We start from the raw sequence: 13710 nt of genomic DNA, 5'->3' as shown, positions 1-13710 counted from the left end.
CGGTTATACGGCGCTTCCAGCTTGGCCAAGATGGCTTCGCGCCGCTCGGGGGAATACTTCATGGGAACCTTCTCTCTGCCCCAGGTTGGAGATTCAAACTCTAACATCTGTAGAGGTTCCAACTATTCTGACAGCGGGGGGCTGGCAGTCTTCCGCATAGCCGAGCATTGCGCGCAGGACATTGAGTTGGTGCCTGGCTTCAACCGGGACCGTTGTTGCTAGTTTTCTAAGAAATGGTACGAGGATCTGGCGGTTGACGTCGCGCACGAGCAGCGGCCCTAGGTCGGCATTACAATATCGGTTCCAGCGGGCCTGATGTTCTCGGACCGTTTTTTTGGCCGGAATCCGTTTTGATCGTTGGCTGGGTGTGGTGCTGTAAAATTGCAGCCATTCATCAAAAAGGGACTGCATCGTCGTTGCTTGCTCGTTGGACTTGACTCGTGCTTTCCAGGCGAGGCGCGGGTCTAGCCCCTCGGCAGCGAGGTTGTAACCCTCCAAATGTTTGTCTTTTGCCTCCTGCAATGTCATGGACATCGCGTTACCGAGTGTCACGTCGACAGGTTTACCTTTGATGGTGTAGCGGGCAACATACTTGCGCCCGGCAGCAGCTGTAACCTTGACGTATAGTCCTGATCCAACATGGCTGTGTACGGCTCGTCGGTAGAACGGCTGTAAAGGATTCGGCTTTAGCTTGCGGATCAGGTCTTGGTTATTCAGTGCCTTGGCCATTTACGTTCTCTGGAGGCTGAAGATGAGCCTAAAAATGATACACGTTTTAATACCCGAAATCTGAGCGATACCCTGAACGGTCATGATATTTTATGATGCGTTGTGGTTTTGTAATTTATTGATTTTAAATGAAAAAGAATTTTTATGGCGCGCCGTGAAATAGCCTTGAAACCGCCTCCTAAGCGGTAGGTCCCCGGTTCGAATCCGGGCTCGCGCACCATCTTCCTTTCCCCTGATTGCTGCCTGGCCCGGTCCGCGATCCGGCGGCTCGGGAACCCTGCCTTTGCCGGTGGGTCGACTATTCTGCGTTTAGCTGGCATTGTTGCCGGCTAGTTATCTCCAGGGATTGTAACGGGAGCCTGCATGCCTCGCGCACTGACCGCCTTTTCTTCACTGTATTTCGCCACTTTGCTGACGCTGCTTGGCAGCGGTTTGCTGAGTACCTATCTGGGCCTGACGCTGGCAGCCAATGGCGTCAGCGAACTGTGGATCGGTTTGTTGATGACGGGCTATTACGGCGGCCTGGTGATGGGGGCTTCGGTTGGTCACCGTCTAATCGCCCGGGTTGGTCATATTCGCGCCTTTGTTGCCGGTGCCGGGCTGGTGACGGCGTCGGTACTGTGCCACGCGCTGTTTGACAATGTGATTGTGTGGCTTGGGCTGCGGGTGCTAGTGGGCATGGCCATGATGTGCCAGTTCATGGTTTTGGAAAGCTGGCTGAACGAGCAGTCCGAGTCGCATCAGCGGGGCATGGTATTCGCCAGCTATATGGTGGTGACTTACCTTGGTCTGGTGCTGGGGCAAGTGGTTTTCGCTATCAAGCCGGAGCTTTCGCTGGATCATCTGCTGTATGTCGCCATGTGCTTTTCGCTCTGCCTGGTGCCTGTCGCTACCACCCGGCAGATCCACCCTGCACCGCTGCGCCCTGCGCCGTTGAAGGCGAGGTTGTTTCTGCAGCGTATTCCTCAGGCGCTGACCACTATCGGTGTCGCGGGGCTGATGATGGGGGCGTTTTACGGTATGGCGCCTGTATACGCCAAGTCTATGGGGCTGCCGACATCGGAAATTGGTATGTTCATGGCGGTGACCATTTGTGCCGGGCTGGCGGCGCAATGGCCTGCCGGCTGGCTGTCCGATCGGATTGATCGCAGCCAGTTGATTCAGGTGAGTGCGATGGTGCTGACCGCAGTGTCGGTGGTCATGGCGATTGGTCTGATGCCGGCCGGCGGTCTGATTTTCATGACGGCGATATTCGGCCTGATGGTGTTCACCCTGTATCCCATGGCTGTGGCGCTGGCCAATGACCATGTTGAGCCGGATGATCGGGTGCCGCTGTCGGCGATGTTGCTGGTGACCTTTGGTCTGGGTGCGAGCGTGGGGCCGCTGGTCAGTTCAGGGCTTATGAAGTGGCTGGGCCCCGGTATGCTTTACGTATTTATGGCTGCCTGCAGTGCCATTCTGGTCTTCAGGGTGCGGTCTGCCGCAGTCACCGGCGATCATCTCGTGGAGGCCGCGCCGCTGCAGTTCATGCCGGCGGCCGGCAACCTTGCCAGCTCCCCATTGTCAGCCGCAATTGATCCCCGGGTGGAGGAGAGTGCGGTAATCGAGCAGATGCAGGACGAGGTGGTGGTTGAGGAGTCTGCGGCAGCAGACTCCGGGCTCGACGCTGATCAGGATGATCATCGACCTGGCTAGAACAGGTCTTCCTTCTCGAGACGCCGCGCTTCGCGCTGAAGATAGTTGACGAAGCGGTCGATGCTGCGCTGGGCCTGCGCGGATTGCAGCTTGAACATCAGGCCTGCGTGGGTTTCGTTGGCTTCCTCTCGGAATACGACGTGGCGAACTTCAACGGTGACGCTGACACGACCGACGTCAGGCAGATGGAGCACGCTGCTGCTGTACTCTTCTCCTGGCTTCAGTGATTTGCTCCGGTCGCCCTCCAGGCGCACCTTGCAGCCGGTGGCAGACAGGTCCATCAGGTAGCTTGTGAAGCGCCGATCCCGGTCGGGAGCGGCTATTTCAACGGCAATATCGGCAGTACGCCGCACGCTGGCACGGAAGGCGCCGCGTTTCTGGTGATAGATCAGCTCGTCCGGCAGCGCAAAGGCGTAAGCAGGAGCGTCGTCAAGCATGACCTTACTGGCGCCCGGGCAGCTCCAGCGCATGTGTATGCCTTCATGCCAGGCATCAATCCTGAAGGATTCGCCCTGACTGGCGTAGCGGTCGCCCTCGCGGGGGATCATTTCGTCAATCCACATCGTTCCCTTGTCGGCATCGACGTTGACGATGAAACTTTGAAATTTTTGCGCCCGGTCGGTGAAGCTGATGGTCAGCGCGTCTCGAGCCTGCATCAGGGTACGTAGCAGAGAAATTATCTCAACGGGGGCGCGCACCTCTCTGGGCGGCTGGGGGCCGGTTTCTTGTGAAAACAGGTTGGACACGTCGGCTTCTCGTTATGATTCGTAACAGCAGGCGCAACTATACCGCGAGGTTGGCGGCAATGATATTCGTGATCAGGCCTTGCTCAGGTTTCGAGTAATGCCGGAGCGGCTGCGATTGCCGAGTTGATCATAGATGCCGCTACCCGGTTCGCCCTGATTGCGCAGCAGATCAAGCATGGTGCGAGTGCTGTGCTGGCTGTGGTGAACAAGGCGGGCGTTGCGATCATTGGCCTGCTTGCAATTGGCCAGCGCCTCAAGGAACTGCTGGTAGCCCTGCTGGAGCTGGGGGTCGCCCGCCTGCTCGATGTGGGCGGCCAATTGATCTTGCGAAATGTTGTGGGTCTGACAGTAGTGCCTGATTGCCTGGTCGTGAACAACCAGTGCGTCTGCAAGGCTGCGCTTCTGGGCTAGCAGGGGTTCGAGCATGGCCATGTCCTGCCGGGTCAGGGCGTCGCGTTCCTGTTCAAGCAGGTCCAGATAGCGCTGGCAGTCCTGTTCCGCCGACTCGAAGCGTTCTTGCAGTAGGTGCATGGCTTATCTCCTGACTGAGGCTGCCCCTTGGCGGGGTTAGTCGAAGAGTACAGCCAGTGTCGATATCTGACTACTGGCTATCAGCTTTCCAGATTCAGCAGTCTGTCTGCAATTCGGCTGCTGTCAGCCTTGTAGCTGCCATCGGCAATGGCTTGCCGGATCTGGCTGATACGCTCGTTATCCACTTCGGGCAGCTCGCGCAGCTTCTCTTCGATGGCCTGCAGTTGCTGGGCTTGAGCGCTCAGGTTGACTGATGACGTGCTCTCTGTCGACTTGGCCTGGCTAGCCGCAGCCTGAGTGCCAGACTCGCTGACCGAGCTTGCTTCACGCTTGCCTGCCGCACCGCCAGCCTGGCTGCTGCGACCGGCGCCATTCGGGCCGTTGGGCGAGTTGAAGTCGATGACCATGATGAATTCCTCAAACTGTAAAATCTTCTCTAGCCGCTGTAACGGCAGCCGGAAGGAAAACTTTAGGAAAAAATAGTGTGAAGACCGTCACGGCGTGAGAGGCAGCGCTCGGCAAGCGGAAAAAGCTGTTGCCGCGCATGATCACATTCCTGCTTCTACCTGTCCAGGGCCGGTTACCCGGGCTCTTATGACCCGGTTGGAGCGCGTGTTACGCACGCGAATCTGGGCGCCGAGTGTACCATCTTCCAGCGCCTCTCCAGGCATCCGAACGTTGACACTGCTGTTGCCGGCGCTGATGACTACCTTGTCGCCACGCTGTATCAGCCGATTCTGCTCCAGCTGGGTATGACTCAGGACGGTATCGGCGCTGACGTTGCGCTTGAGCTGCATGCCTATAGCCTGGGCCGGGTCGAGCAGGTAATTGCTGTTCAGCAGGCCGGTATCACGCTCGGCCAGGCGAATGTCCTGCGCACCGATGACGCCGCCCCGTGATAACGGGCGGCTGCTTACCACTACCTGCTGGTAGAGGCTGACCTGAGCCTGCACAAACAGCCGCCAGGGGGAAGGGCCGTCACAGGTTACCCTGACGGTGACCCGGCCGATCGGGATGTCCGGGCTCTCCAGACGAGCCGAAAGGGCGTCCTCGGCGCATATCGGCAGGCGCAGGCGCTGATCGAGCCTGTTGATGCGAACCTCATGGCGCGGGTCGCCGCCCAGGGTCTGCGCATAATCGCTCACTTGCTGCTCAAGATATTGGCTGGTCACGCCGATAAGTTGGTCAATGAGCGGGTTTGCCTGTGTGGGGGCGGAAAAAAATATCGCCAATACCGCGCACCCGGTGATAAAACGCATACAATTACCTACAAACAGTTGGGTGATGTCCGTCAGATTAACGTCGTCTGCTGATGGGCCTGCACGAAACATGCCGTTTCACCCGATGCAAACATGAGGAGCAGTCCATGGCTGGTGTGATGGATTCAGTCAATCAGCGAACCCAGCTGGTTGGCCAGAACCGACTCGAACTGCTGCTGTTCAGGCTGGCCGGCAATCAGCTGTATGGCATCAACGTTTTCAAGGTCAAGGAAGTGCTGCAATGCCCTCGACTGACGGCGATGCCCAAGCTGCATCCAGTCGTTCGCGGCGTAGCTCACATCCGTGGCGGCACTCTGCCGATCCTTGACCTCAATCGCGCCACCGGCGGCCCCGGGCTGGACAACCTTGATACAGCATTCGTGATCATTACCGAATACAACTACAAGGTGCAGGGCTTTCTGGTGCGTTCGGTTGAGCGCATCGTCAACATGAACTGGTCCGAGATTCATCCGCCGCCAAAGGGTACCGGTCGGGAGCACTATCTGACAGCAGTCACCCGGGTTGATAATCAGATGGTCGAGATTATCGATGTGGAGAAGGTGCTGGCAGAGGTGGTACCCACCAACGAGAAGATTTCCGATGGTGTCATTGATGCGGAGTCCCAGGCCGATGCAGGAGCCCGGACGGTTCTGATCGTGGACGACTCATCGATTGCGCGTAAACAGGTGGCGCGTTGCCTGCAGGAAATCGGTGTCGAGATCGTAGCGCTGAATGATGGTCGCCAGGCACTGGATTGGCTGAAGGCGAGGGCTGATCAGGGTGAGGATGTCAGTCAGTCTCTGCTGATGATGATCTCTGATATCGAGATGCCGGAGATGGATGGCTACACTCTGACCGCTGAAGTGCGTAACGATTCGCGCATGAACAAGCTGCATATCATGCTGCATACGTCGTTGTCGGGGGTGTTTAACCAGGCGATGGTCAAAAAGGTCGGTGCGGACGATTTCCTTGCCAAATTCAAGCCGGATGATCTGGCGCAGCGGGTGATCGAGCGCTTGCGTTCGTTGCGCGGTGACGCTGATGGTCAGGCCTAGCAAGATGGTTTTAACTGAGACAAGGCAGGCTTCGTGACTTTGGCAAATCAGGATTTTCAGCTGTTCCGGGACTTTCTGGAGAAGGCCTGCGGTATCGTGCTGGGTGACAACAAGCAGTACCTGGTGTCCAGCAGGCTTAATCGGCTGCTTGAGCAGGAGGGCATTGCCAACCTCGGCGAGCTGGTCAAGCGCATCCAGGCCCAGCCGCGCGGCGGTCTTCGCGAAGCGGTTATCGATGCCATGACCACCAACGAAACCCTCTGGTTTCGTGATGTCTATCCGTTCGAAGTGTTGAAAACCCGGCTGATTCCGGAGTTCATCAAGAGCTCGCCAGGCCAGCGTCTGCGTATCTGGTCCGCAGCCTGCTCCTCGGGTCAGGAGCCCTACTCGTTGAGCATGGCAATCGACGAGTTCGAGCGCAGTAATCTGGGCCAACTGCGTGGTGGTGCCCAGATCGTGGCAACCGATCTCTCCGGCGGCATTCTCAATGCCGCCAAAAAGGCCGAGTACGACAGCCTGTCTGTTGCGCGCGGCCTGTCGCAGGATCGCCTGGCCCGCTATTTCGATCAGCTCGGTCCGGGGCGCTGGGCGATCAAGCCTGCCATTCGCAATCGCGTCGAGTTCCGTGCGCTGAACCTGCTGGACAGCTACTCGATGCTGGGCAAGTTTGACCTTGTCTATTGCCGCAACGTGCTCATCTATTTCTCTGCCGATGTCAAGAAAGACATTCTGCGACGAATTCACGCAACACTTAAGCCGGGCGGATATCTCATGCTCGGGGCCTCCGAGGCGCTGAACGGACTGCCGGAGCTGTACCAGATGGTTCAGTGCAGCCCGGGGATTGTTTACAAGGCCCGTTGAGGGCGTCTTCTCCAGTGCGACGCCCGTGCGCAGCATCCTCCCAAGCCGGCATATTTCTGCCGGCTTTTCTCTTGCCGCCAGCCTTCCGAAAACCGGTTTGTCTTGCCGCTTGCCGGTAAATCATTGCCGCTTTTCTGGCGCCCTATGCCTAAGTTGCTGAAATAAAAAGAACTTAATATTTGGCACGCTGATTGCTTAGCTGTTTGCAGTGACGTTTTTTGGTCGACGGACCGAAACGAGGAAGGTGGCAATGAGCATCAGTTTCGATAACGCCCTCGGGCTACATGAGCAGGCACTGAAGTTTCGCTCCCAGCGTGCCGAGGTGCTGGCGAACAACATCGCCAACGCCGAGACCCCCAACTACAAGGCGCGGGACCTGGACTTCAATGCTGTCCTGGCTGCCCAGCAGGGCGCCGGTGTACCTGGCGACGGCCAAAGTATGGCGGTTGAGCGGACCAATGCCGGGCACATGGCGCTGGAAAGCCTGGTTGATCAGGTGGCGGGTCTGCGCTATCGCAATCAGCTGCAGCCGTCGGTTGACGGCAATACCGTCGACTCCGAAGTCGAGAAGGCGGCCTATGCCCAGAACGCCATCGACTTTCAGGCCAGCTTTACCTTTCTCAACAGCAAGTTCAAGGGGCTGATGTCAGCCATCAGAGGAGACTGATCATGTCGCTCGATAAAGTGTTCGATATCGCCGGTTCCGGCATGAGCGCCCAGTCGCTGCGGCTGAACACGGTCGCAAGCAACATCGCCAACGCCGATACCGTCTCCAGCAGCATTGATCAAACCTACCGGGCCAGAAACCCGGTATTTGCCACCATTTTCAACAGTCAGCAGGCGACCGGTGGTTCGTTGTTCAGTCCGGATCAGCAGGCCGGTGACGGTGTGGCGGTGCTTGGCATCGTCGAATCCGATGCCAGTCTTGAGCCGCGTTATGAGCCGGATCATCCGATGGCCAATGAAGACGGCTATGTGTATTACCCGAATGTGAATGTAGTGGAGGAAATGGCCAACATGATGTCTGCCTCACGGTCCTACCAGACCAACGTGGAGGTCATGAATACCGCCAAGACCATGCTGCAGCGCGTTCTGACGCTGGGTCAGTGAACGGAGATAAGTAGACCATGAGCATCAGTAATGTTTCATCAGGTGCGTCGGCGCTGGATCAGTACCAGCTCGATTCAGACCGCTTCGCGACCGGCAACGAGCTGGGCAAGGATCAGTTTCTTCAACTGCTGGTGGCGCAGATGAACAACCAGGATCCGCTTTCACCCCAGGAAAATGGCGAGTTTATTGCCCAGTTGGCGCAGTTCAGTACGGTCGAGGGGATCGATAACCTCAATGGCTCGATGGAGTCGCTGCTGAGTGGTTACCAGTCTTCGCAGGCGTTGCAGGCCTCGTCGATGGTCGGGCGGACGGTGATCGTGCCGACTGACCAGGCGGTAGTGGACACTTCTGCCGGTCTGGAAGGGCAGCTGGCGTTGAGCTCCAGCAGCAGCAACGTGTTCGTCAAGGTCTATGACGAATCCGGCAGCCTCGTGGATACCGTGAATCTGGGCGCACTGGAAGCCGGGATGCACGACTTTACCTGGGACGGCACCGACGGTGCCGGCAACCTGATGGAGCCGGGTGTTTACACCTTCGAGGCGATGGCCACCATCAACGGTACCAATACGCAGATGGCGACACTGCTGCCGGCCAATGTGGACAGCGTTTCGCTGGGGGCGGGTAGCGGTGGCGAGATGCTTCTTAATGTGGCCGGGCTGGGCAGTATCAGCCTGTCCAATGTGTACGCAATTCAATAAGTCGTCCGAACGAAAGTAGGCGAGGAGATAGAACCATGTCTTTCAACATTGGCTTGAGTGGTATCCGGGCGGCGGCCTCCGATCTGAACATTACCGGTAACAACATTGCCAACGCCGGTACCGTCGGTTTCAAGAGTTCGCGTGCCGAGTTCGCGGATGTCTATGCTGCATCGGTACTCGGTTCAGGCAGCTATGCCACCGGCAGTGGTGTAGCGCTGGCCAACGCGGCTCAGCTGTTCAACCAGGGCAACATCAGCTTCACCGAAAACAGTCTGGATCTGGCGATCAACGGCAACGGCTTCTTTGTGACCAGCAACAACGGTGCGCTCAGCTACACCCGTGCCGGCTACTTCGGTACCGATGCCAACGGCTTTATCGTCAACAACAACGGCGAGAACCTACAGGGGTTCGGTGTCAACGCAGTGACGGGGCAGATCAACCAAGGCGTGCAGACCAATCTGCGGGTCGATACCCGCTCGGCAGATCCGAACGAGACCAGTGCTGTTGTCACTACGCTGAACCTGAATTCGACGCAAACCCGTCCTGAGGTCTACGTTCAGCAATACGATGCCGCCTACGCTGCGTCGATCGCGACCGCGGCTGATCCGGCCAACCCGACGCCGGCAGAGATCGCTACCGCTGAGGCAGCGGCCCTGGATGCTGCGCGCAGCACCTTCGATCCGACCAACTCGGCGACCTACAACAGCTCTACTTCGGTCAACATCTACGACAGCCTCGGCAATTCGCATGTGATGACCAAATACTTCGTCAAGAACGACGCCAACAGCTGGGATATGTACGTACTGATCGACGGGCGTGATGTCCAGTCCGGTGTCGAGGCGTCCGATCCGGCATTCGACCCGCTGGCAACCACTCGATTTGATGTCGACTTCAACAGTGTCGGCGAATTGACTACCAATCAGCCCTATACCATCGCCGGCTGGGTTCCGCTTGACAGTGAGGGGCAGCCCACTGGTGCTACTTCGCCGGTCGATGACCTGACCATTAACCTGACGGGCTCTACCCAGTACGCCTCCAGCTTTGCGGTAACCGCAGTGAGCCAGGACGGCTTCACCACCGGTGAACTGGCCGGGCTGGAAATTGACGACACTGGTCTGCTGGTCGCCCGTTATACCAACGGTCAGACTCGGGTGCAGGGGCAAGTGGTACTGGCTACCTTTGCCAACCAGCAAGGTCTGACGCCGCTTGGCAGCACCGCGTGGGCGCAGTCTTTCTCGTCGGGTGACCCGGTTGTGGGTGCGCCGACCACTGGCACCCTTGGCAGCATTCAGTCGGGCGCGCTGGAGGACTCCAACGTGGATATCTCCGAGCAACTGATCAACCTGATTGTTGCCCAGCGCAACTACCAGGCCAACGCCAAGACCATTCAGACCGAGGATGCGGTAACCCAGACCATCATCAACCTGCGTTAACGCTTCAGCCGCCAGTGGCGGCGTCGGAATGACAGCGGCAATACCGGCAAAAGGATCTGCCGGTATTGCCGCTTTTTTGTTTTATGTTTTTCTATCTTTTTGAAAAATAACGATAAATCCTGATTTTTAAATCTTGGCATGATCCCTGCTTTATCCCTTGTAAGTGAGTAAAAGCGGCAATTACTTGTCGCCCACACGTAAGCGGAGAAGGGCATGGACAAATCGTTGTACATCTCCATGACAGGGGCAAGCCAGAACGCGATGGCGCAGCGTGCGCACGCGAACAATCTGGCCAACCTGACCACCACCGGCTTTCGCCGTGACTTTGAGCAGGCCCGGTCAATGCCGGTATTTGGCGATGGCTACGCCACGCGCGCCTATGCCATGACCGAACGCCCCGGTACCGACATGTCGGCAGGGGTGATGCAGGAAACCGGGCGCGAGCTTGATGTGGCCGTGCAGGGCGAAGGCTGGATTGCCGTGCAGGCAGCTGACGGCACCGAAGCCTATACCCGGGCGGGCAGCCTGAATATTGACGCCTTCGGTGTGCTGCGCACCAGCAGTGGTCTGCCGGTGCTGGGCAACGGCGGTCCGATTGCCATTCCCCCGGCGCAGAAGGTCGAGATCGGGTCGGACGGCACCATCAGCATCCGAGCTCTGGGTGAAGGCCCGGCGGTCATGGCGGAAGTGGATCGTCTGAAGCTGGTCAACCCCGATCCGGCGACGCTGGAGAAGGGCGCTGATGGTCTGATGCGAACCAAAGACGGCCAGCCTCAGGTGGCCGATGGCGTGGTTCAGGTGGCTACCGGCTTCCTGGAAGGCAGCAACGTCAATGCGGTCGAAGAGATGACCGCCATGCTGTCGCTGGCGCGCCAGTTTGAGCTGCACATCAAGATGATGCGGACAGCGGAAGAGAACGCGCAGGCGACCGATCGCATTCTGCAGATGAGTTAATGCAACGGCGTGTCAACTAACTGACACGCGAGGAGAAAGGTGATGCTCCACGCACTTTGGGTCAGCAAGACCGGTCTGTCCGCACAGGACACCATGTTGTCGACCATTTCCAACAACCTGGCCAACGTATCGACCACCGGCTTCAAGCGCGACCGGGCCGAGTTCGAGGATCTGCTTTATCAGATAAAGCGCCAGCCCGGTGGCCAGAGCACCCAGGATACCCAGCTGCCATCCGGCTTGCAGCTGGGTACCGGTGTGCGGGTGGTGGGCACCCAGAAGATCTTCACCGAGGGTACGCTGCAGACCACCGAGCAGCCGCTGGACATGGCTATCAACGGTCGCGGTTTCTTCCAGATTCTGATGCCCGACGGCAGCATCGGCTATACCCGTGACGGCAGCTTCCACCTGGATGCGGACGGTCAGATCGTGACTTCCAACGGCTTCCCGCTGGAGCCGGGGATCGTCCTGCCGGATGACGTGCAGACCTTTACCGTAGGTGAAGACGGCACGGTGAGCATCACTACCTTTGGTAACGCCGGATCACAGCAGATTGGCAATGTTCAGACCGCCGATTTCATCAATCCGGCCGGCCTGCAAGCCATTGGCAACAACCTGTTCCTGGAGACCGCCTCCAGTGGCGCACCGCAGACCGGCAACCCCGGTCAGAACGGTCTGGGCACCGTGTTGCAGAACACCCTGGAGAACTCCAACGTCAGCGTGGTGGAGGAGTTGGTCAACATGATCACTACCCAGCGCGCTTACGAAATGAATTCCAAGGTCATTTCCACCGCAGATCAGATGCTGCAGTACATCAGTCAGAATCTCTGACGGGAGCTGGTAATCATGATCCGTTTGGCTAAGTTCTTGATGCTGTTGGTGCCGCTCAGCCTGATTGGTTGCATGCAGGCGCCGCCGATGCGTGACGATCCGGCCTATGCCCCGGTGCTGCCGCGCACGCCGTTGCCGCAGGAGCTCAACAACGGGGCGATCTATCAGCCCGGTTTCGAGATGAGTCTGTATAACGACCGCAAGGCGCACCGGGTCGGCGACATCATTACCATCACCCTGACCGAACGGACCGCGGCGCAGAAATCGGCTGAAAGCGAAATCGACAAGTCCAGTTCGACCACGATTGCCAACCCGACCCTGCTGGGCAATGCGGTCGGTTTCAAAGGCCTGGATCTGGGCGTGAACATGTCGGGTCAACGTGCCTTTGAAGGGAGCTCGGACGCCAACCAGAGCAACAGCCTGTCCGGCTCGATTACCGTTACCGTTGCCGAGGTGCTGCCCAATGGCATTCTGGCGGTTCGCGGCGAAAAGTGGATCACCCTCAATCAGGGCGACGAGCTGATCCGCATCAGCGGCCTGGTGCGCGCAGACGATGTGGGCCCCGACAACACCGTGCTCTCCACCCGCGTGGCGGATGCACGCATTACCTACTCCGGCAAGGGTGCCTTTGCCGATGCAAATCGCCCGGGCTGGCTGAGCCAGTTCTTCCTCAGCCCGCTGTGGCCGTTCTGACAGGAGCATTGTCATGCGCAGCCTGATTTTCGGTCTTGTTTTGCTGCTCGTCAGCCCGCTGTCGCTGGCCGATCGTCTCAAGGACATCGCCAGCATTGCCGGTGTGCGCAGCAACCAGTTGATCGGCTATGGTCTGGTGGTCGGTCTGGATGGCTCGGGTGACCAGACCAGCCAGACCCCGTTTACCGTGCAGACCTTCCAGAACATGCTCAGCCAGTTTGGTATTACCGTGCCGCCAGGCACGCGTATTCAAATGAAAAACGTCGCAGCCGTAGCGATTCATGCTGATCTGCCGCCGTTTTCTCGTCCGGGCCAGACCATTGACGTCACCGTCTCCTCGCTGGGCAACGCCAAGAGTCTGCGCGGCGGTTCCCTGCTGATGACTCCGCTGAAGGGGATCGACGGTCAGGTTTACGCCATTGCCCAGGGCAATCTGGTCGTCGGCGGCTTTGGTGCCGAGGGTGCAGACGGGTCGCGTATTACCGTCAATATTCCCAGCGCGGGCCGCATTCCCAACGGCGCAACCGTTGAGCGTGCTGTGGCCAGCCCGTTTACCTCCGGCGACCATCTGACGTTTAACTTGCACCGCCCAGACTTCACCACGGCCAAGCGCATTGTCGATCGCATCAATGAAACCTTTGGCCCCGATGTCGCGCAGGCGCTGGACGGCGGTTCAGTGCGGGTTCGCGCACCGATCGACCCCAATCAGCGCGTTGATTACATCTCCATGGTCGAGAACCTGACCGTGGAGCAGGGCAACGCGGCGGCCAAGGTCATCATCAACTCGCGCACCGGCACCATTGTTATCGGCCAGGATGTGCGGGTGCAGCCGGCTGCCGTCACCCATGGCGGCCTGACCGTGACCATCAGCGAGAACCCGCAGGTCAGTCAGCCGGACGGCATTCTGTCCGGCGGTCAGACCGTGGTCGCGCCCAGCTCGCAGATCAATATCGAGGAGGGCGACAGCCGCATGTTCGTCTTCCGCCCGGGTGTGTCGCTGGATGAAATCGTGCGTGCGGTCAATCAGGTCGGGGCTGCCCCCGGTGACCTGATGGCCATTCTCGAAGCCCTGAAGCAGGCCGGCGCGTTGAACGCCGATCTGGTCATCATCTGACGGG

16 protein-coding genes and 1 tRNA gene are annotated in these 13710 nt (G+C 58.6%); 12 read left to right on the top strand and 5 right to left on the bottom strand.

Annotated features, from left to right (window positions below):
• Positions 1–93: 93 nt before the first annotated feature.
• The gene (locus AC13EY_RS02090; protein WP_482876273.1) at positions 94–729 is read right to left on the bottom strand and encodes an Arm DNA-binding domain-containing protein; all 636 of its coding nucleotides are present in this window, start codon (positions 727–729) and stop codon (positions 94–96) included.
• Between the two features lie 147 nt (positions 730–876).
• Between AC13EY_RS02090 and AC13EY_RS02085 the strand changes: the two genes are divergently transcribed.
• Together AC13EY_RS02085 and AC13EY_RS02080 are read left to right on the top strand one after the other, a co-directional pair.
• A tRNA-Ser gene (locus AC13EY_RS02085) sits at positions 877–949 on the top strand.
• Positions 950–1092: 143 nt separating this feature from the next.
• Entirely contained in the window at positions 1093–2424 is a 1332-nt protein-coding gene (locus AC13EY_RS02080; protein ID WP_482876271.1) for an MFS transporter, read from the top strand.
• On the opposite strand, the gene AC13EY_RS02075 is transcribed toward AC13EY_RS02080, so the two are convergent.
• The 4 genes from AC13EY_RS02075 to flgA form a co-directional block, all read right to left on the bottom strand.
• Complete coding sequence (locus AC13EY_RS02075) at positions 2421–3122, bottom strand: flagellar brake protein (protein ID WP_285677954.1); 702 nt, start codon at positions 3120–3122, stop codon at positions 2421–2423. The genes AC13EY_RS02080 and AC13EY_RS02075 overlap by 4 nt on opposite strands.
• A gap of 120 nt (positions 3123–3242) precedes the next feature.
• Positions 3243–3701 (bottom strand): flagella synthesis protein FlgN, encoded by a 459-nt coding sequence (locus AC13EY_RS02070; RefSeq protein ID WP_482876269.1) that lies wholly within the window; start codon positions 3699–3701, stop codon positions 3243–3245.
• A gap of 80 nt (positions 3702–3781) precedes the next feature.
• A complete protein-coding gene (gene flgM / locus AC13EY_RS02065) occupies positions 3782–4108 on the bottom strand; it encodes a flagellar biosynthesis anti-sigma factor FlgM (protein WP_482876267.1) in 327 nt (108 codons plus the stop codon).
• A 141-nt stretch (positions 4109–4249) separates the two neighbouring features.
• Complete coding sequence (flgA, locus tag AC13EY_RS02060) at positions 4250–4846, bottom strand: flagellar basal body P-ring formation chaperone FlgA (RefSeq protein ID WP_269687709.1); 597 nt, start codon at positions 4844–4846, stop codon at positions 4250–4252.
• 221 nt (positions 4847–5067) lie between these two features.
• Here flgA and AC13EY_RS02055 point away from each other — a divergent pair, with 221 nt between their 5' ends.
• From AC13EY_RS02055 to AC13EY_RS02010, 10 genes are all read left to right on the top strand, one after another.
• Positions 5068–6015 (top strand): chemotaxis protein CheV, encoded by a 948-nt coding sequence (locus AC13EY_RS02055; RefSeq protein ID WP_482876266.1) that lies wholly within the window; start codon positions 5068–5070, stop codon positions 6013–6015.
• Between the two features lie 33 nt (positions 6016–6048).
• Positions 6049–6876, top strand: coding sequence for a CheR family methyltransferase (locus AC13EY_RS02050; protein ID WP_228247273.1), 828 nt, complete (start codon positions 6049–6051; stop codon positions 6874–6876).
• 250 nt (positions 6877–7126) lie between these two features.
• A complete protein-coding gene (gene flgB, locus AC13EY_RS02045; RefSeq protein WP_228247272.1) occupies positions 7127–7543 on the top strand; it encodes a flagellar basal body rod protein FlgB in 417 nt (138 codons plus the stop codon).
• 2 nt (positions 7544–7545) lie between these two features.
• On the top strand, positions 7546–7986 hold the full coding sequence (gene flgC / locus AC13EY_RS02040; protein ID WP_088276698.1) for a flagellar basal body rod protein FlgC: 441 nt from the start codon (positions 7546–7548) through the stop codon (positions 7984–7986).
• Positions 7987–8003: 17 nt separating this feature from the next.
• Positions 8004–8684 (top strand): flagellar hook assembly protein FlgD, encoded by a 681-nt coding sequence (gene flgD / locus AC13EY_RS02035; protein ID WP_228247271.1) that lies wholly within the window; start codon positions 8004–8006, stop codon positions 8682–8684.
• Between the two features lie 35 nt (positions 8685–8719).
• Positions 8720–10117, top strand: coding sequence for a flagellar hook protein FlgE (locus AC13EY_RS02030; protein WP_088276694.1), 1398 nt, complete (start codon positions 8720–8722; stop codon positions 10115–10117).
• 213 nt (positions 10118–10330) lie between these two features.
• Positions 10331–11071 (top strand): flagellar basal-body rod protein FlgF, encoded by a 741-nt coding sequence (gene flgF / locus AC13EY_RS02025; RefSeq protein WP_228247270.1) that lies wholly within the window; start codon positions 10331–10333, stop codon positions 11069–11071.
• Positions 11072–11113: 42 nt separating this feature from the next.
• Positions 11114–11899: a flagellar basal-body rod protein FlgG gene (gene flgG / locus AC13EY_RS02020; protein WP_088276690.1), complete on the top strand. Its 786-nt coding sequence runs from the start codon at positions 11114–11116 to the stop codon at positions 11897–11899.
• A gap of 15 nt (positions 11900–11914) precedes the next feature.
• The gene (flgH, locus tag AC13EY_RS02015) at positions 11915–12592 is read left to right on the top strand and encodes a flagellar basal body L-ring protein FlgH (protein WP_228247269.1); all 678 of its coding nucleotides are present in this window, start codon (positions 11915–11917) and stop codon (positions 12590–12592) included.
• Between the two features lie 13 nt (positions 12593–12605).
• A complete protein-coding gene (locus AC13EY_RS02010; protein WP_088276686.1) occupies positions 12606–13706 on the top strand; it encodes a flagellar basal body P-ring protein FlgI in 1101 nt (366 codons plus the stop codon).
• The last annotated feature ends 4 nt before the right edge of the window (positions 13707–13710 follow it).

The sequence above is a fragment of the Halopseudomonas sp. L-58 genome (assembly GCF_056859475.1).
Note: the sequence above shows the minus strand (reverse complement) of the source record. Positions and strands in the feature narration are given on the sequence as shown.

Excerpts from the sequence above, each read along its gene's own strand:
- AC13EY_RS02090 (WP_482876273.1), bottom strand. The coding sequence starts at position 729 with ATGGCCAAGGCACTGAATAACCAAGACCTGATCCGCAAGCTAAAGCCG.
- AC13EY_RS02080 (WP_482876271.1), top strand. The coding sequence starts at position 1,093 with ATGCCTCGCGCACTGACCGCCTTTTCTTCACTGTATTTCGCCACTTTG.
- AC13EY_RS02070 (WP_482876269.1), bottom strand. The coding sequence starts at position 3,701 with ATGCACCTACTGCAAGAACGCTTCGAGTCGGCGGAACAGGACTGCCAG.
- flgM (WP_482876267.1), bottom strand. The coding sequence starts at position 4,108 with ATGGTCATCGACTTCAACTCGCCCAACGGCCCGAATGGCGCCGGTCGC.
- AC13EY_RS02055 (WP_482876266.1), top strand. The coding sequence starts at position 5,068 with ATGGCTGGTGTGATGGATTCAGTCAATCAGCGAACCCAGCTGGTTGGC.
- flgB (WP_228247272.1), top strand. The coding sequence starts at position 7,127 with ATGAGCATCAGTTTCGATAACGCCCTCGGGCTACATGAGCAGGCACTG.
- flgC (WP_088276698.1), top strand. The coding sequence starts at position 7,546 with ATGTCGCTCGATAAAGTGTTCGATATCGCCGGTTCCGGCATGAGCGCC.
- flgD (WP_228247271.1), top strand. The coding sequence starts at position 8,004 with ATGAGCATCAGTAATGTTTCATCAGGTGCGTCGGCGCTGGATCAGTAC.
- AC13EY_RS02030 (WP_088276694.1), top strand. The coding sequence starts at position 8,720 with ATGTCTTTCAACATTGGCTTGAGTGGTATCCGGGCGGCGGCCTCCGAT.
- flgF (WP_228247270.1), top strand. The coding sequence starts at position 10,331 with ATGGACAAATCGTTGTACATCTCCATGACAGGGGCAAGCCAGAACGCG.
- flgG (WP_088276690.1), top strand. The coding sequence starts at position 11,114 with ATGCTCCACGCACTTTGGGTCAGCAAGACCGGTCTGTCCGCACAGGAC.
- flgH (WP_228247269.1), top strand. The coding sequence starts at position 11,915 with ATGATCCGTTTGGCTAAGTTCTTGATGCTGTTGGTGCCGCTCAGCCTG.
- AC13EY_RS02010 (WP_088276686.1), top strand. The coding sequence starts at position 12,606 with ATGCGCAGCCTGATTTTCGGTCTTGTTTTGCTGCTCGTCAGCCCGCTG.